The sequence below is a fragment of the Acidovorax sp. Root267 genome (genome assembly GCF_001429215.1).
Lineage (GTDB): Bacteria > Pseudomonadota > Gammaproteobacteria > Burkholderiales > Burkholderiaceae_C > Acidovorax > Acidovorax radicis.
Genome location: NZ_LMJC01000012.1, coordinates 620,135 through 641,110 on the forward strand (window position 1 = coordinate 620,135; position 20,976 = coordinate 641,110).

The window sequence follows — 20,976 nt, forward strand, 5'->3', positions numbered from 1 at the left end:
TGCTCAGGATCTTGCGTCTGTGGCGTGCCTTGGTGTCACCGCGGGCGGTAGCACTGCGTTGACGCCCTCGCCTGAAAACAGCCTCAGTCCAGCAACCGCTCGGGGTTGGCGTCCAGCTTGGCCAATGCGTCGCGTGTGGCGCGCAAGGTCAGGCCTTCTTCGTCCTGCGCAACGAGCAAGCCGGCCTGCAGGTACGCAGCCAGCCTGCGCAGCTGGATCAGGTAGCTGCTGCCATCCACGGCCGCGAACAGGTGCAACTGTTTGCGCTGGCTCTGCCACGCGTACTGCACCTGGGCCGAGGCGCCGTTGTGGTCCAGCGTGTACCAGGTACCGGGTTGCAGTTCCTGGGCCCAGGCCACCATGGCGTCCTCCACCGGGGCGCCGTTGTCGGCAACCACATGGATCGAAGAGGCATCAATGCCCAGCATCATCTCGATGTTGTCCGCATTGAGTGGCATATCGCCCAGCGTTGCGTCGCTAATGAAGTCCTCCAGATTGGCAAGGCGTTTGGCCATGGCGTCGATGTGTGCCTGGGGAATGGAAGCCGTCTTGGACAGGAAGGCATCGGCCAGGGTGTCGGTCAGGACCTTGATCTGGGTGTCCTGTATCGCTCCGTTGATGCCCATGAGGGCCAATCCCTGGCGCAGGCGCTGCAGCAGGCCTGGAAGATTCTGGATGACCTGTGCGCGGTCGCTGCGGTTGGGCTTGGCGCTGGCGGCCCAGACGAGGTCGGCGGCGGTGCGCTTGAGCGAGATGGTGTCTGCGTGTTGGGGGCCGTCGCGCACAGCCGAGAGGGCCAGGACCTCGGCCCAGGTCTTGAAGAGAAACTCGCGGATCTCGTCGCGTACCGGCATGTCGCGCAGCATGGTGCGCAGCTCGATGGTGTACTGGATCGCCAGCGTTTCCTTCTGTTCGACCTGCTGGGCCACCGTCACCAGGCGCGAGGTGGCCTGCTTTTCGGTGAGGAACTTGGACAGGAACTTCTCGAACTCGTCGTAGACCAGCTGGAACACCCGGCGGCCGGTTTCGGGGTACTGCTCGATCACCTGAACCACGCGGCGGATCTCTGCCTCCAGCGCGCTGCCATTGATGCTGGTGGCGTCAAAGCCCATCACACAGGCGCCCATGCGGTCGATCAACTGGCGCGCGGGGTGATTGAGATTGCTGAAAAACTCCGGCTCCGCCAGGGCCACGCGCAGCACAGGCACCTGCAGCCGTGCAAACCAGACGCGCACGGCTGGCGGAATGCGGTCTTCGGCCAGGATGCTCTGGAACATGAGGGCCACCACTTCGATGATGGCTTTTTCCCCTGCCGTGGAGGCTTTTTTCTTGAGTTCGGTCGAGCGTTCGCGCACGGCCCCTGCCAACTGCACCACGGCCGCAGGGCTGTAGTCCTCCATCAGCGTGGCAACGCCGCTGTAGTAAGTGTCCGCGTGCACGCGGTGGGCGGTGAGGGCATGGGCCAGCGCCGCAGACGCCGGTGGGGCATTGACCATGTCAAACCCGGTGGCGGGCTGGGTCAGCAGCCTGCGCAATTGCCCCATCACGCCATGGGCGCGCTGGCGAGCGCGTGCCAGGGGAGTCATGCCTGTAGCAAACGCGGTGGGCATGCCGTGCTGTGGGTAGCCCGGTGGGGGCATGCGGGGCGGATGCTGCTGCGGGGTGCGGCCGCCCTGGGGGGGCATGCCTCCACGCGCTGCCGCCATGGCGTCCCGGGTCTGGGCCAGCGCCTGGGACGCCAGGCCTCCCGCGCCGGAGTCGTTGTTGGTACCGCCGCCGGTGACTGCGCCACCTGCCGTGCGCCGCACACGCGACTTCAGGTCGGTCTGGGGCGTCACACCCTGTTCCACATAGAACACGTTGACGGCCTGGTATTGCTTCTGGAGCAGGTTGGCCAGTTCGCGCTGCAGCGGGTCGACCACGGTCTGCAGATCAGTGCGTGGCAGGCCGGCCTCCACCCACTGTTCGACCAGCAGCAGGCACACGGCCTCAGGACGGAGGATGTCGCTGTTGTCGAGCTCCTGGCCTTCCAGCGACTGGGTGCGCTGGCGCAGCGTGTCGAATTGTTGGCTGACCTGCTCGCTGACCGTGAGGGCCATGCGCGAAGCCAGGATCTTGTTTTCCACCACGTCGTCGCTCAGCAGCTCAAACTGTGGGCCCGCGCCGTTGGTGGCCAGCGCGCCGCGGGTGGTGCTGCTGTGGGGTGCCAGTGCATCGCGCCATGCCTTGCCGGTGCGATCGGTCCAGACGGCATGCCGCTGCTGGTAGAGCATCCAGGCATCACGGTGCGACTGCATTTCGCGCGCCGTGCCTGTCTGGGTCATCAGCGTCGTCAGAAAATCCAGGACGGTCTTGTCCAGGTCGGGAAGTCCGGCGCAAAGCCCCTCGACCAACCGCTGGCGTGCCTGGCGGGCTAGCCGGCGCTGCGGAACGGAAGAGGGTGTGGGCTGCATGGGCCGATATTAGCGGGTCAGACGGTAGCTCCGGCATGGGGATCGTTCGGATCCCCATCTTTTCTGATGGGCTTGACAAGGTCCTCGCGCTTTACGCCAAGCCACATGGCAATGGCTGCGGCGACGAACACGGATGAGTAGATGCCGAACAAGATGCCGATCGTGAGCGCCAGTGCAAAGTAGTGCAGGCTGGGGCCGCCAAAGAAGAACATCGACAGCACCATGGCCTCGGTCGAGGCGTGGGTGATGATCGTGCGGCTCATCGTGCTCGTGATGGCGTGGTCGATCACCTCGTGGGTGGTCATCTTGCGGTACTTGCGGAAGGCCTCGCGAATCCGGTCGAAGATCACGACCGACTCGTTCACCGAATACCCCAGCACGGCCAGCACGGCGGCCAGCACCGACAGCGAGAACTCCCACTGGAAGAACGCGAAGAAGCCCAGGATGATCACCACATCGTGCAGATTGGCGATGATGGCCGCGACACCAAACTTCCACTCAAAGCGGAAGGCCAGGTAGATCACGATGCCCACGACCACCATGGCCAGCGCCATCAGGCCGCCATGCACCAGTTCCTCGCCCACCTGCGGGCCGACAAATTCGGTGCGGCGCAGCGTGACCTCTGGGTTGGCTGCCTTGAGCGCGCCCAAAACCTGCTCGCTTTGCTGTGCCGACGTCACACCCTTTTGTACGGGCAGCCGGATCATCACGTCGCGGGCGGTGCCGAAGTTCTGCACTTGCACGTCGGGGTAACCCAGGCCGGAGACGGTCTCCCGAACCTTGGCCAGTTCAGCGGGCTGGCTGTAGGCCACTTCCATGACCGTACCGCCGGTGAACTCCACCGACAGGTGCAGGCCACGGGTCAGCAGGAAGAACACCGCGAGCGCGAAGGTGATGAAGGAGATCGCGTTGAAGATCAACGCGTGCTTCATGAAGGGGATGTCTTTTTTGATGCGAAAGAATTCCATGGCCGCTGTCCTTTAGTTCGTCTTGGCCACAGCGGTGTCGGCTGCTGGCTTCCAGACCGTACCGATCGACACACTCTTGAGCTTCTTCTGGCGGCCGTACCACAGGTTCACCAGACCGCGCGAGAAGAACACGGCCGAGAACATGCTGGTCAGGATGCCGATGCAGTGCACCACGGCAAAGCCGCGCACGGGGCCAGAGCCGAAGGCCAGCAGGGCCAGGCCTGCGATCAGGGTCGTGACATTGGAGTCGAGAATCGTTGCCCAGGCACGTTCGTAGCCCGTGTGGATGGCAGCCTGCGGAGAGACGCCTTCGCGCAGTTCCTCGCGAATGCGTTCGTTGATCAGCACGTTCGAGTCGATGGCCACACCAATCGCCAGTGCCATGGCGGCAATGCCCGGCAAGGTCAAGGTGGCCTGCAGCATCGACAGCACCGCCACCAGCAGCAGCACGTTCACGCCCAGCGCGATGCTGGAGAACACGCCAAACAGCATGTAATAAGCGCACATGAAGACGGCAATGGCCGCCAAGCCCCAGACCACGCTGTGGATACCGCGTTCGATGTTGTCGGCGCCCAGGCTGGGGCCAATGGTGTATTCCTCGATGATTTCCATGGGCGCGGCCAGCGAGCCGGCGCGCAGCAGCAGCGCGGTGTCGTTGGCTTCGGCCGTGGTCATGCGGCCGGAGATCTGCACGCGGCCGCCACCGATTTCGCTGCGGATTACGGGGGCTGTGACCACTTCGCCCTTGCCCTTTTCAAACAGCACGATGGCCATGCGCTTGCCGATGCTTTCCGATGTGACCTGCTTGAAGATCTTCGCACCCTTCGCATCGAGGGACAGGTTGACGGTAGGCTCCTGCGTCTGTCCGTCAAAGCCAGGCTGGGCATCGGTCAGGTTCTCGCCGGTCAGAATGACCTGCTTCTTCACGATCACGGGCTGGCCGCTGCGTTCCAGATAGCGTTCCGAGCCAAACGGCACGGGGCCACGGCCGGTTTCGGCGGCCCGCGCTTCGGTGCCTTCGTCCACCATGCGTACCTCCAGGGTGGCGGTACGGCCCAGGATGTCCTTGGCCTTGGCCGTGTCCTGCACGCCGGGCAATTGCACCACGATGCGGTCCAGGCCCTGTTGCTGGATCACCGGCTCGGCCACGCCGAGTTCGTTGATCCGGTTGTGCAGCGTGACCATGTTCTGCTTGAGCGCCTGCTCCTGCACGCGGCGCGTGGCTTCCGGCTTGATGGAAGCGCGCAGCTTGAATTCGGTGCCCTCGGGCGTGCTGGCGACCTGCAGGTCCGTGAACTGGTCCGCAATCAGGTTGCGGGCGGCGGTCATCGTGGCTTCGTCGCGCACCTTGATGTCAATGTTCTGGCCTTCGCGGCTGATGCCGCCGTGGCGGATGCTCTTGTCGCGCAGTGCGGTGCGGATGTCACCTGCGTACGACTCGGCCTTCTTGGTCAGCGCAGCCTGCATGTCCACCTGCAGCATGAAGTGCACGCCACCGCGCAAGTCCAGGCCCAGGTACATGGGATTCGCGTGCAGGGCTTTGAGCCAGACGGGCGAACGGGACACCAGGTTGAGCGCCACGATGTACGACGGATCGCTGGCGTCAGGCACCAGGGCCTTCTGAATCGCGTCCTTGGCCTTGAGCTGCGTGTCGGACGCGTCAAAGCGCGCGCGCACCGAGTTGCCCTCCAGCGCCACAAAGTCGGGCGTCAGGCCTGCGGCCTTGAGGGCCTCTTCCACCCGCTGCTGCACGGCGGTGTCCACCTTGATGGTGGCCTTGGCCGACGAGACCTGCACGGCAGGTGCCTCGCCGAAGAAATTGGGCAGGGTGTACAAGGCCCCCACCAGCAGCACGATCACCAGGATCGCGTACTTCCAGACCGGATAACGGTTCATGATCGCGCTCTTATGTCAGTTGTGCAGGCGCAGCGCGCCAACCCCCTGCCAGGGACGCCGTGGATCGGGCTTGGCCAGTCCAGTGGCGTCGTCCCCCTTCCCGCGCTGGAGCAGCGAGAGGCGGGGGAAGCGGCGCAGCCGCTCAGGGGGGTATTCATTAATTACTTGACCGAGCCCTTGGGCAGCACCTGAACCACGGCACTGCGCTGCATTTGCACTTCCACGCCGTTGGCGATCTCGATGTGCAGGAAGCCTTCGGACAGGCGCGTGACCTTGCCGACGATGCCGCCGGAGGTGGCCACTTCATCGCCCTTTGCGATGGCCTCGATCATGGCGCGGTGTTCCTTCTGGCGCTTCATCTGGGGGCGGATCATGACGAAGTACAGCACCACAAACATCAGCACCAGGGGCAGCATGCCCGTGAGGGTGGACATCATGTCACCGCCGCCAGCGGCTGCGGCGGGTGCGGTTTGGGCAAAAGCGGAAGAAATAAACACGGACTGGACTCCACAACGGATGTTCAAAATTCACAAAACCCGCCAGGGGCAAGCGCCAAGGCGCCTGTCAGGGCGGAACAGGACATTGTATGCGGCGCCCCGTGCGCGCCCCAAGGGGGAAGACCCAAGGCGACGGCGGGTGTTTGCCGCTCCAGCCGCACGCAGGGAGCGGCATGCAGGACTTTTCAATAAAAAGTGCCGCCAGCGCTTATTGAGTATGGGTTTAAAGCTCACCAATTGATAGTAAAAAGCCCGCACCAGGCGCGGGCCCTTCCATCCTCAGTGGGCAGTACAGGTCCGGCGTCAGGCCGCCTGGCGTTCGGGCTGAACCACTTTGCCGCTGCGCCACTGGGCCATCAGGCCATCCCACTTGGGGCGCGCGGCCAACAGGTGTCGCTCCTTCACATGGCCGTAGCCCCGGATCTCTTCGGGGATGCGGGCGATCTCCACGGCCAGGGCCAGGTTGTCGGCGTTCAGGCGGGCCAGCAGTTCGTCGATACAGGCGCGGTATTCGACGATTAGCGCGCGCTCCATGCGGCGTTCCTCGGTCTTGCCGAACACATCCAGCGCCGTGCCGCGCAGGCCTTTCATCTTGGCCAACACACCGAAGGCACTGCGCATCCAGGGGCCAAACGGCTGCTTCACCAGCTCGCCCTTGTCATTCTTCTTGGCCGTCATCGGGGGGGCCAGGTGGTGCACCAGCTTGTAGTCGCCCTCGAACATGTTCGCGATCTTGTCCGTGAAGGCCTTGTCGGTGTGCAGGCGCGCCACCTCGTACTCGTCCTTGTAGGCCATCAGCTTGAACAGGTAGCGGGCCACGGCCTCGGACAGGCGGGTGCCGCTGCCCAGCTTGGCTTCTGCGGCCTTCACCTTTTCGACAAAGGCCTGGTAGTCGGAGGCATAGGCCGCGTTTTGGTAGCCGGTGAGGAATTCCACACGCTTGCCAACCATTTCGGCCAGCGAGGGCTTCTTGACGAACTGGATCACCTGCGCGGCGGCAAACAGCGCCTGCACCGACGCCAAGTCGTGCGCGCAGCGGCGGCCCCATTCGAAGGCGGCCTTGTTGTTGTCCACCTGCACGCCGTTGAGTTCCATGGCGCGCATCAGCGAGGCAAACGTCAGCGGCACACGGCCCTTCTGCCATGCGTAGCCCAGCATCAACGGGTTGGTATAGATGCTGTCGCCCAGCAGCTGGGTGGCCACCTGCTCGGCATCGAAGCTGCCCACGCCGCCCGCGCCCACGGCGGCAGCGATGGCGCTGTCGCAGTTGGCACCGGGGAACTGCCAGTTGGGATTGGTCACGAACGCCGCGGTGGGCGTGCCGTGGGTGTTGAGTGCCACGAAGGTGCGGCCGGGCTGCATCACGGCCAGCGTGTACTTGTGCGCCGCGACGATGGAATCGCAGCCGATCACCAGGTCGGCCTTGGCGGTGTCGACCTTGGTGGTGTAGATGGCCTCGGGGCGGTTGGCGATCTGGATGTGGCTCCAGGTGGCGCCACCCTTCTGGGCCAGGCCGCCGGCGTCCTGGGTGATGACGCCCTTGCCGTCCAGGTGCGCGGCCATGCCCAGCAGCGAGCCGATGGTGATCACGCCCGTGCCACCCACGCCGCCGACCACGATGCCCCAGGCCGTCTCGGCCACGGGCAGCACGGGATCGGGGATGGGCGGCAGGCTGGCCAGGTCGCCCTTCTTTTCCTTCTTGGGCTTCTTGAGCTTGCCGCCTTCCACGGTGACGAAGCTTGGGCAGAAGCCGTTCACGCAGGAGTAGTCCTTGTTGCAGGTGCTCTGGTTGATGCGGCGCTTGCGGCCGAATTCCGTCTCCACTGGCTCGACGCTCAGGCAGTTGGACTTGGTCGAGCAGTCGCCGCAGCCCTCGCACACCAGGTCGTTGATGACCACGGTCTTGTCGGGCGTGGCCAGGGTGCCGCGCTTGCGGCGGCGGCGCTTTTCGGTGGCGCAGGTCTGGTCGTAGATGATGACCGTGCAGCCCTTGATCTCGCGGAACTGGCGCTGCAACGTGTCGAGCTCGTCACGGTGGTGCACCGTCACGCCCTCGGCCAGCGCCACGCCGTCGTACTTCTGCGGCTCGTCCGTGACGATGATGAGCTTGACCACGCCTTCGGATTTGAGGCTGTTCATGATCTGCAGCACCGAATGGCCTTCGGGCCGCTCGCCCACCTGCTGGCCGCCGGTCATGGCAACGGCGTCGTTGTAGAGCACCTTGTAGGTGATGGTGGTGCCCGCCGCAATGCTCTGGCGAATGGCCAAGAGCCCGCTGTGAAAGTACGTGCCGTCGCCCAGGTTGGCAAACACATGCTGGTCGGTGGTGAACGGTGCCTGGCCCACCCAGGTCACGCCCTCGCCGCCCATCTGCGTGAAGGTGGACGTGTTGCGGTCGGGCATCCAGTTGGCCATGTAGTGGCAGCCAATGCCGGCCACGGCGCGCGAGCCCTCGGGCACGCGGGTGCTGGTGTTGTGCGGGCAGCCGCTGCAGAACCACGGGGCGCGCTCGCCCGTGTCCACCTTTAGCTCGGTCATCGCGCGCTCGCTGGCTTCGATGACGGCGATGCGCGAATCCATGCGCGCAATGATGTCACTCGACACGCCCAGCTTCTTCAGGCGCTTGGCGATCGCCTTGGCGATGATGGCGGGCGTCAGGTCGGCCTTGGCGCGCAGCAGCCAGTTCTGGCTGGGGTTGGGCATGCTCCATTCGCCGCCCGTGGCATCGCCCTCGGGCTCGTCGAACTTGCCCAGCACATTGGGGCGCACGTCGGCGCGCCAGTTGTACAACTCTTCTTTCAGTTGGTATTCGATGACCTGGCGCTTTTCCTCCACCACCAGAATCTCCTGCAGGCCCTGGGCGAAGTCACGCGTGATGGTGGCTTCGAGCGGCCACACCACGTTGACCTTGTGCACGCGGATGCCCAGCTGGTGGCAGGTGTCGTCGTCCAGGCCCAAGTCCACCAGGGCCTGGCGCGTGTCGTTGTAGGCCTTGCCACTGGCGATGATGCCGAAGCGGTCGTTCTTGCCTTCGATCACGTTGTAGTTGAGCTTGTTGGCGCGGACATAGGCCAGGGCCGCGTACCACTTGTAGTCCATCAGGCGCGCTTCCTGCTCCAGCGGCGCATCGGGCCAGCGGATGTGCAGGCCGCCAGGTGGCATCACGAAGTCCTCGGGCATCACGATCTTCACGCGGTCCGGGTCGATGTTGATGCTGCTCGACGACTCCACCACCTCCTGGATGGTCTTCATGCCCGACCACACGCCCGAAAAACGGCTCATGGCAAAGGCGTGCAGGCCCATGTCCAGGATTTCCTGCACGCTGCTCGGAAAGAACACCGGCGTGCCGCAGGCCTTGAAGATGTGATCGCTCTGGTGCGCGGCCGTGCTGCTCTTGCTGATGTGGTCGTCGCCCGCAATGGCGATCACGCCGCCATGCTTGGCGGTGCCGGCCATGTTGGCGTGCTTGAACACGTCAGAGCACCGGTCCACGCCCGGGCCCTTGCCGTACCAGATGCCGAAGACGCCGTCGAACTTCTTGCTTTGCGGGTACAGGTCCAGCTGCTGCGTGCCCCACACGGCCGTGGCGCCGAGTTCTTCGTTCACGCCGGGCTGGAAGACGATGTTGTTGGCCGCCAGGTGCTTCTTGGCCGCCCACAGGGACTGGTCGTAAGTACCGAGCGGCGAGCCACGGTAGCCGCTGATGAAGCCGGCCGTATTGAGACCCGCCATCGCATCACGCTGGCGCTGCAGCATGGGCAGCCGCACGAGGGCCTGGACCCCGCTCATGAACGCCCGGCCGTGGTCCAAAGAGTATTTGTCGTCGAGGGTGACGGTTTCGAGGGCCTTGCGGATGTGCTCGGGCAGCGGTGCATTCATGGCTATGTCTCCAATGGCTTTTTTTGGGGGCCGCGCCTTGTGGGCTCGGTGGGGCAGCACAACGCGGCCCGTTTAGGGCTGCGGCACTAGTGTGGGAGAAGTGTATGTCTGCATCGCTGATATGTCTTTGCGTTCTGTGCCGTCTTTAGGCTATTCTGAGAAAGGATCTTTCTCGGCACGGCTGTTTTGTGAATACTCTCGACAAATTCGATATCGCCATCCTCAATGAGCTGCAGGCTGACGCCCGGCTGACGAACGCCGAACTGGCCCAGCGCGTAGGCCTGTCGGCCGCGCCCTGCTGGCGGCGTGTGCGGGCGTTGGAGGAGCAAGGCTTCATCAAGGGCTACCGTGCCGAGATCGACCGGCACAAGATCGGCCTCGGGGTGCTGGCCTTTGTGCGGCTGGACGCCGACCGCAGCACCGGCAACCTCACCCGCGCCATGGAGGAAGCCATCCGCCAGATCCCCGAGGTGGTTTCCTGCCACTACATCAGCGGCACCGGCACCTTCGAGCTGCAAGTGGTGGCGCGTGACCTCGACAGCTTTTCGCAGTTTGCGCGCGACGTGCTACTGAACCTGCCCAATGTGAAGGACATGCACACGAGCTTCTCGCTGGGCGAGGTGAAGGCCAGTGGGGCGCTGCCGCTCACGCACTTGGTGCGTGCCAAGTGATAAATGCTATGTTTTTTATAGCCTTTTACGCTTTCTAGATAAGCGTTAGAGGTCGATCAAGACAGCCATTGGTGCGGCGGCCCATGCCCCCGCGCACGCGCTCAGCGCGCCGAGTCGTGCCATCGAACGTAACAAGGCGTTAGGGCGCCGATCCACGGCATGGTGTGCTGTATAAGCCTGCTGAACCACGGGCGGAGCTATCGAGGCTTCGCGCGCGCCGCATCCACCACCACGCCCCGCAGGCTGTCTGCCCCGTGCCCACGGCCGGGGCTCTCGGCCGTGGTGCACGTGATGCCGGCGGTTTTCTGGTGGGTCCATCAAATAACTACGGTCCCCTTCGAGCACAGGCAGCCAGCCTGTCCACAGGGGCTCCAACGAGGGAGCGGTCGGCATGATCTTCTGGGGCATTTTTTGGGGCGCGGTACTGGGCTCGTGGTTTGGCGGCTACGGCGATTTCGGGCCGTACGTCGGCGGCATCCTGGGCTTTTTTGCCGGGTTGTCTCTGCGCTGGGCCGTCCGCTCTGCGATCCGCAGCGAGTTGCAGGCGCAGGCCGCGAAACCCGTGGCCGGCGCTGCGCCGCCCGCCACAGCGCCGGCGGCGGCTGTGGCCGAGCTCGAGCGGGCGCCGGCGGCCACGGTGAAGGTGCCGGTCCCTGCGCCGGTTCCTGCGCCCATCCCCGTCCAGGTCGCGGCCGCGCCCACCGCGGACCACGAACTGCTGGATGTGGACGATGCGCCCCGCATGGGCGGGCTCACGCCGCAAGGCTTGCCCGCCAATCCGCCGCCTCTCGCGCAGCCTCCTTCCCCTTCACCTTCCTCCACCCGCCCCCGTCCTCCTGCGCCGCCCGCCCAGCCCAACCCGATCGAGCTGGCGGTGCTGGCCGCGAAGAACTGGTTCCTCGGCGGCAACACCATCGTGCGCGTCGGGCTGGTGATCCTGTTCATCGGCCTGTCCTTCCTGGCGCGGTACGCAGCCTCGGCGGGCCTGTTCCCGGTCGAATTCCGCCTGGCCGCGATTGCCGGCGTGGCCATCGCGCTGCTGGTGGTGGGTTTCCGCAAGCGCACCGACAAGCCCGCGTTCGCGCTGGCCTTGCAGGGTGGCGGCGTGGCGGTGATGTACCTCACGGTGTTCGCCGCGTTCCGGCTCTACGGGCTGCTGCCGCCCACGCTGGCATTCGCGCTGATGATCGCGGTCTGCGCCACCAGCTGCGCGCTGGCACTGCTGCAGGACTCGCGCTCGCTGGCGGTGGCTGCGTTCGCCGGTGGCTTTGCGGCGCCCATTTTGCTGTCCACGGGCCAAGGCAGCCACGTGGGCCTGTTCAGCTACTACACCCTGCTCAATCTGGCGATTCTGTTCATCGCCTACAAGCGCTCGTGGCGCGTGCTGAACGTGGTGGGCTTTGTGGCGACCTTCGGCGTGGCCTCGGCCTGGGGCGTGCTCAAGTACGTGCCCGACCAGTACGCCAGCACCCAGCCCTTCCTCGCGGTCTTCGTACTCATCTACCTCTTCGCGGCCATCCTGTATGCCCGCAACACGCCGACCAAGCTGGGCAACGCGGTCGACACCATGCTGGTGTTCGGCACGCCGCTGGTGGGCTTTGGCCTGCAGGCCGGGCTGGCACAGCCCTTCGAGCTGGGCGCCGCCTTCTCGGCGCTGGCCTTTGCCGCGCTGTACCTGATCACGGCGATGGTGCTGGTGCGCCGCGCGCAGAGCAGCTACCGCCTGCTGATCGAATGCTTCATCGCCATCGGCGTGGGCTTTGCCACGCTGGCCGTGCCGCTGGCGCTGGACGCGCAATGGACGTCGGCGGTGTGGGCGCTCGAGGGCGCCGGCGCCTTCTGGGTCGGCATGCGCCAGGCCCGCTGGATGCCGCGCGCCTTCGGCATTGTGCTGCAGGGTGTGGCGATGCTGGCCTTCATGGACGGCGTCTCCAGCATCTCGGCGCTGCCGCTGGTCAACCCGGCCTTCCTGGGCGCCTTGCTGATCGCGCTGCCGGCACTGCTGCTGGCCTGGTGGCTGCGCAAGCCGCTGCCGCACAGCGGCTCGACCTGGGCCAAGGGCTACGCGGGGGTGGAGGCGCGGCTGTCCAGCCCCGCGTATCTCTACGGCTTTGCCTTCTGGTGCCTGGCCTGGTTGCTCGAAATCACGCGGCGCGTGCCCGGCCTGGAGGCGGGCCAGTGGCCCGTGCCGGTGTTCTCCGAACGCGTCATCGAACTGCTGGCCATGCTGGCCATCGTGCTCAGCGCCGCGCTGTCGATGGTGCTGGGCCTGCGCACGCGCTGGGCCGTGGCCACCTGGCCGGCGCGCGGCACCATTGCCGTGCTGGCGCTGGGTTTTGTCGCGCAGGTGGGCGACGGCTACCGCGTACTGGCCACGCCCGCCTGGGCCGTGTGGCCGGTGGTGCTGGCTCTGCATGTGTGGATGCTGCGCCAGACAGACCGCCTGCAGGCGGCGGCTGCTGGGGACGGCAAGCCCGCTGCGCGCATGTCGGCCTTCGGCTGGTTCCATGCCGCCACCGCGTGGCTGGTGACCTTTCTGCTGGCCGACTGCCTGTGGTCCGGCATCGGCAAGGCCGACCTGTGGCGCACCTCGTGGGCCGGCGTGGTCATGCTGGTCAGCGCCATTGCGGTGCTGATGGCGCTGGCGCTGTGGGCCGGCCGCGGCAACCGGCCTGCGGCGCGCGCAGCGCTGCCCTGGCCGCTGAACCCGCATGCCGAGGCCTACTACTGGCTGGCGGCCCTGCCGCTGGCGGTGCTGGTGTTCTGGGGCTCGCTGCTGGCCGCGGTGCATTCGTCGGGCCACACCGCGCCGCTGCCCTACATTCCGCTGCTCAACCCCACCGACCTGACCCTGGCGCTGGCGCTGGGCGGGCTGGTGTTCTGGCGGCGGGTGCTGGTGTCGGCGCAGCCGCAGCCTGCCCACGCGGGCTGGGTGACCGGCCGGCATGCGCTGGTGGCGCTGGCCCTGCTGGTGTTCATCGCGATCAACACGGTGTGGCTGCGCGTGGCCCACCACTTCTTCGGCGTGCGCTGGGATGCCTCGGCGCTGTTCGACAGCTTCGTCGTGCAGACCGGCTACGCCATCCTGTGGACGCTGCTGGCGCTCAGCATGATGGTGCTGGCACACCGCCGCGTGCAGCGGCCGCTGTGGCTGGTGGGCGCAGGCCTGCTGGGCGTGGTGGTGGTCAAGCTGCTGCTGATCGATCTGTCCAACGCGGGTGGTGCCGAACGCATCATTGCGTTCATCGCAGTGGGTGTGCTGATGCTGGTGGTGGGCTACTTCGCGCCGCTGCCGCCCAAGGCCGCGCCCCGTGCGGCGCCGGACGATCCGCCGGTCGCGCCGGTTACCCCGGTCGCACCTGTGGCGCCCGTGGCAACTGTGGCGCCCGTGGCAACTGTGGCCCCGGCGCAAGAGGAATCACTGTCATGAAGTCTCCCCGTCACCACCTGCCGCGGCCCGTAGCCGCATGGCTGGCCGCTGCCGCACTGTCCCTGTCCGCGGGCGCGACCCAGGCGGCGGCCGATGCCAACAGCCCGGCCGCCTACGCCATCCGCATCCCTGTCACGCTGGCGGCCGATGCGCCGCTGCAGCGCGTCATGCTGCCCGCCGAGGTGCTGGTGCGCCTGCAGAACCCGGGCTATGCCGACGTGCGTCTCTTCAACAGCGCAGGCCAGCCGGTGCCCATGGCGCTGGCCGGCGTGGCGGCCGCCAGCGCGCCGGAGGAATCGGTGGTGTTGCCGGCCTATCCCATCCTGGGCGGGCCCGGCACGCCAGGGCAGGCCGGGCTGGAAGGCCTGTCGCTGCGCATCGAGGAGCAGCAGGGCCGACGCGTGGTGCAGATCGACGCGGCGGGAACGGCGGCCCCTGTCGGCGCGCAAACCGTGCGCGGCGCGCTGCTGGACGCGCGCAGCGTCCAACTGCCCGTGGCCCGCATGGCGCTGGACGCTGATCTGCCCGCTGGCCAACCGGTGACCTTCACGGTGCAGGCCAGCCGCGACCTGAAGAACTGGCGACCGCTGGCCGAGACGGTGCTGTACCGCGCTGACGCGGCGGGCACGCCCACGACCACGACAGCGCCCTCAGCGGCACCGGGCCGCCTGGGCAGCGAGCACATCGACCTGCAACGGACCGGCCTGCAGGACCACTACCTGCGCGTGACCTGGGGCGATGCCGCGGTGACATTTCGCGGTGCCACGCTGGTCACCTCGCGCGGCGCAGGCCCGCGCGAGCGCATCAGCGCCAGCATGGCGGTGCCGCCACTGGGCAACAACCCGCGGGAGCTGGTGTTCGCCCTGCCGTTCGCCACACCGGTCGCCGCGCTCAAGATCACGCCGCAAGGCAGCAACGTGCTGATTCCGGTGCGCGTGCTGGGCCGCAACGACCGCGAACGGCCCTGGTCACACCTGGCCAGCGCCACGGTGTACCGCATGTCCACGGGCGGCAAGGAGCAGACCAACGCACCGGTCGAGCTGGGCGGCGCCTCGGTGCGCGAGGTCAAGATCGAGGCCGACGCCAAATCGGCCGGCTTTGCCGCCGCGCCCGAGCTGGCACTGCAGTTCGAGCCGGCCCAGCTGGTGTTCCTGGCCAGCGGGCAGGGCCCCTTCACCCTGGCGGCCGGCTTGCCCGGCGCCAGTGCGGCAGCGAGCGCGTTCCTGCCCCTGGCGAGCCTGGTACCGGGCTACCAGCCCCAGCAGGAGAACACCCTGCCCCTGGCGATGGCCGATGTGGCCCGCGCCGACATCACCGGCGGCAAGCCCGCGGACGGCCCTTTGGTGGCGGCTGCCACAGCCAGCGACGGCCTGTCCACGCGCAGCTGGGTGCTCTGGGGTGTGCTGCTGGCCGGCGTCGGCGCGCTGGGGCTCATGGCCTGGCTGCTGATGCGGCAGACGAAACCGGCGAGCCAACCAGCGATTCAACCAGCGAGCAGTGCGCCGGATTCGCCGCACGATCCGGTGTGATGGTGCGATGTTGTGACCTTGTGGCGCACCGGCAAGGTGGCTATTCGGCGCGGTACGCACCATGGCCGCGCCAACCGTCGCACAATGCGAGGACATGCCACCTTTGCCGTCCCACGAAAGCACGCGCAGCGTTGCGCCCCCACCCGCTCCTGACCTGACCCCCGCTGCCGATGCCGCAGCGCGCGGGCCGACCGACGACGCGGCCGCCGCAGACCGCGCCGCGATGGCCCAGGGCACCGAAGAATCCGTTGCCGCGCAGCTCGACCAGAGCGCGGCGCAGTTGAAGCAGGCCGCATCCCTCTCACCGTTCGCGCCGCTGTCGGTGCCGGTGTTCCGCATGCTGTGGCTCACCTGGGTGGCGGCCAACACCTGCATGTGGATGAACGACGTGGCGGCCGCCTGGCTTATGACCACGCTCACCACCTCGCCCATCCTCGTGGCGCTGGTGCAGTCGGCCTCCACCCTGCCCGTGTTCCTGCTGGGCCTGCCCAGCGGCGCGCTGGCCGACATCCTGGACCGGCGGCGCTACTTCATCGCCACGCAGTTCTGGGTGGCGGCCGTGGCGCTGGTGCTGTGCGTGTTCGTCATGGCCGGCGGCATGACTGCGCCGCTGCTGCTGATGCTCACTTTTGCCAACGGCATCGGCCTGGCCATGCGCTGGCCGGTGTTCGCGGCCATCGTGCCCGAGCTGGTCAGCCGCCCGCAGCTGCCGGCCGCGCTGGCGCTCAACGGCGTGGCGATGAACGCATCGCGCATCATCGGGCCGCTCTTGGCCGGCGCCATCATTGCCAGTGCGGGTAGCGCCTGGGTGTTCGTGCTCAACGCCGTGCTGTCGGTCATCTCGGGCCTGGTCATCATGCGCTGGAAGCGCACCCACGTGCCCAGCCCGCTGGGCCGCGAAAGGCTGCCCAGTGCCATGCGGGTGGGGCTGCAGTTCGTGCGGCAGTCGCCGCGCATGCGCGCCGTGCTGTGGCGCATCTCCATCTTCTTCTTGCACGCGACCGCGCTGCTGGCCCTGCTGCCGCTGCTGGCGCGCGGCCTGGAGGGCGGCGGTGCGGGCACCTTCACGCTGCTGCTGGCCAGCATGGGCGCGGGGGCCATCACCGCCGCGATGTTCCTGCCGCGCCTGCGCCAGGCCATGGCGCGCGATGTGCTGGTGATGCGCGGCACCATGCTGCAGGCCGCGGCCACCGGCGTGATGGCCGTGGCGCCCAACGTGTACGTGGCCGTGCCCGCGATGTTCGTGGCCGGCATGGCGTGGATCACCACAGCCAACTCGCTGTCCGTGTCCGCGCAGCTTGCACTGCCCAACTGGGTGCGTGCACGCGGCATGTCGATCTACCAGATGGCCATCATGGGCGCCACCGCCCTCGGTGCCGCCGTGTGGGGCCAGGTGGCCACCATCAGCGACGTGCACGTGAGCCTGGGCATTGCCGCCGGCACGGGCGTGGTGGCCATGCTGCTGGTGCAGCGCCTGGTGGCCGACCGCAGCATGGAGGAGGACCTGAGCCCCTCCCGCGCCTTCAAGGCCCCGGTGGCCGATGCACCGCCGGGCACGGGGCACGTGGTGGTCACGATCGAATACTTCATCGACCCCACGCGTGCCACCGAATTCCGCGCCGTGATGCAGGAAAGCCGCCGCAGCCGCCTGCGCCAGGGCGCGCTGGCCTGGCAGCTGCTGCACGACATCAGCCAGCCCGCGCGGTATGTGGAGCGCATCGAGGACGAGTCGTGGACGGAGCACCTGCGGCGCTTCGACCGGGTGACGGCGTCCGACGTGGCGCTGCGCGACCGCAAGCTCGCGTTCCATGTGGGTGACGCACCGCCGCGGGTGACGCGGTGGGCGGTGGAGCAATAAGCGGCCGCCCCGGGAAGCTCGAACCGCCCCCGCTTGCCCCTTGCCATTGGTGCAGACCATGCGGCAGTCCAAAAAAAAGGGAACATACGGTGGCGTTCCCTTTCAATGGGGGCGTTCAGCGCCCCGAAGCCAATAAGCGACTGCTGGATCAGTAGGGCGAACCGGCCCAGATATCGGAACGCAAGCCCGTATCTGCACCCACGGTAGCAGACTTCGCGCTCGCCGCCCTTTCCGTAACGTCGGTCACGGAGACTGCCACCGGACGAAGCGCATCGCCGCCGGAAACTTCACGCGACGTCACACAAAACCATTCGCCAGGCATCGCCGCGACCACTGTGCCAGCATCGCTTTCACGCCCTGGATTGCGGCCCAGCCACCCTGCAGTATTCGTCCGGATGGGTTTGCCGCTAGCGTCGATAGATGTGGAATTCCAGTCGTCGTTACTCCCGGTGGAGTTGTCGCTGAATCGGATCACCAGCGTGGGGTTGGAATCCACAGCCTTGCCTTCAGCCAGGACGACGAACACTTTGCTGCCGTCCGGCAACGTCTTCCCACCTGCGCCCACAATCGTGCACGCCTCTGTTGGCGTGTTCTGCGATTGCACGGCGTTCGTGCTGATATTGAGCAGCTCAGCATGCACACCCGTGGCCATCGCCAAGCCCAGGCCCATTCCCAAAACACTCTTCAAAATAACTTGTCGCATGGTGCGATCCTCTTTATGTGAACAACAAACACGATCTGCGCCAGCGCACAGACCTTCCTCCCTGTCTTCGGCGCCGGAACAGAACATCTGCGCTCGCAATGACGCCACAATGGCACCGCAATGAAGCCCATGCCGACGCAGGCCCGGCAGGTTCGGCGCCCCTGCACTCCGCTGTCAAAAGCGGCGGCTTTGTGCCATCCGTGCGCTTCTTGGCCGGCTGAAGGGTTACGGCGGCGATCGGCTCTTGGTTGACCCACAGAGCCACTACCTGCCGAAGACGAGCGCAGATTCTCAAGGGCCAATCTGGCATTGGTGCAGTTGACTTTGTAGTCATCTGTAAATGCACTTGGCCCGCAGGGATGGCCGTTCACAGGAGGGTTTGCAACCTCCGCACGCGCGTCGATGCGGGGGCGGCGTTGCTTCGCTCCGAGAGTGCCTCTTACAACGCGTCACAAAAACCCCATCGGTTTCACCGTCCTCCTCCGGGGCACGGGGGGCTGGCCATTGCTGCATGCATCAGCCAGTCCGCGCGATTTGTGGAACGCATCCGGGGCGGAGCCTGGACGGAACACCTGCTGCGCTTTATCGGGTGATGGCTGTTTGATGTGGCGCAGCGGTGCCGTACGCTGGGGCTTTATGGGGGATGCGCCGCCGAGGGGGACAAGGTGGGCGTTGGCGCCGTGGGCTGGGTTTTCGTGCGGTTTGAGATGTTTTTGTTCGCTAGCGCTTGTGGAGTAAGTGCTCTAAGCTATAAAATTTGTAGCATCGTGGCTCGCCTCACCCCGCCCCTCGGGCTGAACGCTCCCGGCCAGTGCGACTCGGTTGAAAATCCCTGCCCATGACTTTTATTTTTCAGATGCTCTACCAAGTGCATCCGCTGTTTCCACTCGCGTATCTGATCGTGCTGGGGAACGGGGTTCTTGCCCCCGCTATCTATTGCGCCGTGCGCGGTATCCCGTATGACATCACGAAAATTTGGTCGTTGGCCAAGCGCGGCCAGATCGGCGCGAGATATGTCGTGATTTCGTGGGCCGCATTTGCCGCAGCGTCGGTTTTGGTTCTCGTTCTTGGTGCGGCGAGGTGAACCCATGAAGTGCCTCGCACATTCCCTCTTGTTGCTTTCTTTCCTCTGGGTCGCCCCCTGTGTCCACGCCGCCACCCCCGACCCTGCCCTGCTCGGCTGCTGGCGCGCCGCCAAGATCGTGCTGACCACCCCGGATGGCGAAAAGGCCGAAGACACCTCGGGCCGCTGCACCCTGCAGTTCAAGGAGGACCAGTTCGAATCGACCTGCAAGACCACCAGCGGAGCGGCCACCACCACGTACCGGTACCAGGTCGTCCGCCCCCAGGTGTATGCGGCCACCATGGCGGGCAGCACCTTCAGGACGGAGATGGTGGGCACCACGCGCGAGTACGAGTACCGCATCGAAGGCGATCAATTGCGCACCGTGACCGTGCCCCCGGCGATGGCTTTCGCCGCAGCGGCTGCGGCCCAGCGGGTGGAGACCGAAGCGATGAGGGTGCCGTGCCCGTGAACGTGGAAGCCAGCCGCTGAACGCCGGTGCGTGGGGGCTGTTGGAGAGTTTGCTCTTTATTTAATAGCTGCTAGCGCTTGTCCAATAAGCGCTAGCAGCCAAAATCTCTTAAAAATCACCGGGGCCACAGCGCCCACAGCCGCAGGTTCTGCTTCAGGCGCCCGGCAATGTCCCCCGCCTCCGGGCCCCAGCCCGTGAAGAAGTCGGCCCGCACCGCGCCCAGGATGGCGCTGCCGGTGTCCTGCGCCAGCACCATGCGGGCGAGTTGCACCTGCGGGCCGCTCGATGCCAGCCACACCGGTGTGCCGTACGGGATGCTCTGGCGGTCCACGGCGATGGAGCGGCCGGGCGTGAGCGGCACGCCCTGCGCGCCGCGTGGGCCGAAGCCGGCGTCCAGCGGGTTCAAAGGCTCCTCGCGAAAGAACACATACCGTGGGTTGGTCCACATCAGCTCGTTGGTGCGCTGCGGGTTGGCCGCCAGCCAGGCGCGGATGCCGGGCCAGGTCGCGTCGCGCGTGTAGCCCTGGTCCAGCAGCCAGCGGCCGATGCTCTGGTAAGGCTGGTCGTTGGTGCCCGCGTAGGCCACGCGCACCAGCGACACCGACCCGTCGGCCTCGGTGATGCGCAGGCGGCCCGAGCCCTGGATGTGCAGCACCATCGATTCGACCGGGTCGCGCAGCCAGGCGATGGCCCGGCCGGCCAGCGCGGCCTGCGCCTCGGGCATCGACTCGATCTGCTGGCGCGTGTACCAGGGCTTGCGGGCGCCCAGCCCGGCGGGCGTGCGGTAGATGGGGACGTTGAAGCCGTTGCCCGGCTGGCGCGCGCCGTCCATCATCGGCTCGTAGTAGGCCGTGAGCAGGCCGTCGGGGTTGCCGTCGGTCGCCTCCACGCGGTAGGGCTGCAGCCGCGCGATGAGCCAGGCGCGCTGCTCTTCGGCGGTGGCGATGCTCAACTGGCGCACTTCGCTGCACAGCGCGGTGAAGGGCGGCGCGGGCCGTTCGCAGCTTTTGATCCAGGCGTTCCAGGCCTCGTGCAGCGCATCGTCGGCAAAGCCCGGCAGCTCGGCCCAGCGCACGGGCACCCAGCGGCTTTTGGGCTGGGACATGGGCGGTGGCAGCGGGCCGGTGTCGCCGGGCAACACCACCGCCGCACCGGGTGGCAGCGGCGCAGGGAAGGCCGGGGGGCGGGAGGGACTTGCGGGCGGCGGGCTGGAGCAGGCGACCAGCGTTCCTACAATCAGCGCCGTCGATACAAGGCGCAGGAGTGTCAATGTCATGGGGCTGATTTTGCTTGAAGCGCTGCTCGCGCTGGTGCTGCTGGTGGCGATTGTCTGGTGGACGATGTTTTCCGGTCGCAAGGGTGGTGAACTGCAACCGCCCCCGAAAGATTCCCCGTCGGCGGCGTCGCCCCCCGTTCCTCCTCCTCCACCGCCCCCGGCGCAATGACTAGGCGCGCGTGTGGGGCGTGGGCCCCAGGCGGCTTCGTCCTACAGCCAGGGTGCCGCTGTGCCGATGGTGCCCCAGCCTGGCTGCGGCCACGATCGCGTTGAGCTGGGCG

14 protein-coding genes are annotated in these 20,976 nt (G+C 66.6%); 7 read left to right on the forward strand and 7 right to left on the reverse strand.

Annotated features, from left to right (window positions below):
- Positions 1 to 83: 83 nt before the first annotated feature.
- The 5 genes from ASE39_RS12330 to ASE39_RS12355 form a co-directional block, all read right to left on the reverse strand.
- Positions 84 to 2,453, reverse strand: coding sequence for a DUF1631 domain-containing protein (locus ASE39_RS12330; RefSeq protein WP_057271299.1), 2,370 nt, complete (start codon positions 2,451 to 2,453; stop codon positions 84 to 86).
- Positions 2,454 to 2,470: 17 nt separating this feature from the next.
- Positions 2,471 to 3,421 carry a protein translocase subunit SecF gene (gene secF / locus ASE39_RS12335; protein ID WP_010464615.1) on the reverse strand — a complete coding sequence of 317 codons (951 nt, stop codon included), beginning with the start codon at positions 3,419 to 3,421 and terminating at the stop codon, positions 2,471 to 2,473.
- Between the two features lie 12 nt (positions 3,422 to 3,433).
- Positions 3,434 to 5,317, reverse strand: coding sequence for a protein translocase subunit SecD (gene secD / locus ASE39_RS12340; RefSeq protein ID WP_010464613.1), 1,884 nt, complete (start codon positions 5,315 to 5,317; stop codon positions 3,434 to 3,436).
- 161 nt (positions 5,318 to 5,478) lie between these two features.
- Positions 5,479 to 5,814 (reverse strand): preprotein translocase subunit YajC, encoded by a 336-nt coding sequence (gene yajC, locus ASE39_RS12350; RefSeq protein WP_010464611.1) that lies wholly within the window; start codon positions 5,812 to 5,814, stop codon positions 5,479 to 5,481.
- Positions 5,815 to 6,117: 303 nt separating this feature from the next.
- Positions 6,118 to 9,693 carry an indolepyruvate ferredoxin oxidoreductase family protein gene (locus ASE39_RS12355; RefSeq protein WP_057271301.1) on the reverse strand — a complete coding sequence of 1,192 codons (3,576 nt, stop codon included), beginning with the start codon at positions 9,691 to 9,693 and terminating at the stop codon, positions 6,118 to 6,120.
- Between the two features lie 188 nt (positions 9,694 to 9,881).
- Between ASE39_RS12355 and ASE39_RS12360 the strand changes: the two genes are divergently transcribed.
- From ASE39_RS12360 to ASE39_RS12375, 4 genes are all read left to right on the forward strand, one after another.
- Positions 9,882 to 10,364, forward strand: coding sequence for an Lrp/AsnC family transcriptional regulator (locus tag ASE39_RS12360; protein ID WP_010464607.1), 483 nt, complete (start codon positions 9,882 to 9,884; stop codon positions 10,362 to 10,364).
- Between the two features lie 391 nt (positions 10,365 to 10,755).
- On the forward strand, positions 10,756 to 13,794 hold the full coding sequence (locus ASE39_RS12365; RefSeq protein ID WP_057271302.1) for a DUF2339 domain-containing protein: 3,039 nt from the start codon (positions 10,756 to 10,758) through the stop codon (positions 13,792 to 13,794).
- Positions 13,791 to 15,323, forward strand: a complete 1,533-nt coding sequence (locus ASE39_RS12370; RefSeq protein ID WP_057271303.1) for a DUF3999 domain-containing protein — start codon at positions 13,791 to 13,793, stop codon at positions 15,321 to 15,323. The genes ASE39_RS12365 and ASE39_RS12370 overlap by 4 nt, the downstream gene beginning before the upstream one ends.
- A gap of 94 nt (positions 15,324 to 15,417) precedes the next feature.
- Complete coding sequence (locus ASE39_RS12375; RefSeq protein ID WP_057271304.1) at positions 15,418 to 17,181, forward strand: MFS transporter; 1,764 nt, start codon at positions 15,418 to 15,420, stop codon at positions 17,179 to 17,181.
- 148 nt (positions 17,182 to 17,329) lie between these two features.
- On the opposite strand, the gene ASE39_RS12380 is transcribed toward ASE39_RS12375, so the two are convergent.
- Positions 17,330 to 17,884, reverse strand: coding sequence for a hypothetical protein (locus tag ASE39_RS12380; RefSeq protein WP_140426757.1), 555 nt, complete (start codon positions 17,882 to 17,884; stop codon positions 17,330 to 17,332).
- An 838-nt stretch (positions 17,885 to 18,722) separates the two neighbouring features.
- On the opposite strand from ASE39_RS12380, the gene ASE39_RS12385 reads away from it, so the two are divergent.
- Positions 18,723 to 18,968: a hypothetical protein gene (locus ASE39_RS12385; protein WP_140426758.1), complete on the forward strand. Its 246-nt coding sequence runs from the start codon at positions 18,723 to 18,725 to the stop codon at positions 18,966 to 18,968.
- 31 nt (positions 18,969 to 18,999) lie between these two features.
- Positions 19,000 to 19,419, forward strand: a complete 420-nt coding sequence (locus ASE39_RS12390) for a hypothetical protein (protein ID WP_242421421.1) — start codon at positions 19,000 to 19,002, stop codon at positions 19,417 to 19,419.
- 115 nt (positions 19,420 to 19,534) lie between these two features.
- On the opposite strand, the gene ASE39_RS12395 is transcribed toward ASE39_RS12390, so the two are convergent.
- Positions 19,535 to 20,761: an MltA domain-containing protein gene (locus tag ASE39_RS12395; RefSeq protein ID WP_082615424.1), complete on the reverse strand. Its 1,227-nt coding sequence runs from the start codon at positions 20,759 to 20,761 to the stop codon at positions 19,535 to 19,537.
- Here ASE39_RS12395 and ASE39_RS26900 point away from each other — a divergent pair.
- A complete protein-coding gene (locus tag ASE39_RS26900) occupies positions 20,694 to 20,864 on the forward strand; it encodes a hypothetical protein (RefSeq protein WP_167539798.1) in 171 nt (56 codons plus the stop codon). The genes ASE39_RS12395 and ASE39_RS26900 overlap by 68 nt on opposite strands.
- The last annotated feature ends 112 nt before the right edge of the window (positions 20,865 to 20,976 follow it).

What these genes read in the sequence shown, in the direction of transcription:
- ASE39_RS12330 (WP_057271299.1), bottom strand. Translation starts at nt 2,453, where the DNA reads ATGCAGCCCACACCCTCTTCCGTTCCGCAGCGCCGGCTAGCCCGCCAG.
- secF (WP_010464615.1), bottom strand. Translation starts at nt 3,421, where the DNA reads ATGGAATTCTTTCGCATCAAAAAAGACATCCCCTTCATGAAGCACGCG.
- secD (WP_010464613.1), bottom strand. Translation starts at nt 5,317, where the DNA reads ATGAACCGTTATCCGGTCTGGAAGTACGCGATCCTGGTGATCGTGCTG.
- ASE39_RS12355 (WP_057271301.1), bottom strand. Translation starts at nt 9,693, where the DNA reads ATGAATGCACCGCTGCCCGAGCACATCCGCAAGGCCCTCGAAACCGTC.
- ASE39_RS12365 (WP_057271302.1), top strand. Translation starts at nt 10,756, where the DNA reads ATGATCTTCTGGGGCATTTTTTGGGGCGCGGTACTGGGCTCGTGGTTT.
- ASE39_RS12370 (WP_057271303.1), top strand. Translation starts at nt 13,791, where the DNA reads ATGAAGTCTCCCCGTCACCACCTGCCGCGGCCCGTAGCCGCATGGCTG.
- ASE39_RS12375 (WP_057271304.1), top strand. Translation starts at nt 15,418, where the DNA reads ATGCCACCTTTGCCGTCCCACGAAAGCACGCGCAGCGTTGCGCCCCCA.
- ASE39_RS12380 (WP_140426757.1), bottom strand. Translation starts at nt 17,884, where the DNA reads ATGCGACAAGTTATTTTGAAGAGTGTTTTGGGAATGGGCCTGGGCTTG.
- ASE39_RS12385 (WP_140426758.1), top strand. Translation starts at nt 18,723, where the DNA reads ATGACTTTTATTTTTCAGATGCTCTACCAAGTGCATCCGCTGTTTCCA.
- ASE39_RS26900 (WP_167539798.1), top strand. Translation starts at nt 20,694, where the DNA reads ATGGGGCTGATTTTGCTTGAAGCGCTGCTCGCGCTGGTGCTGCTGGTG.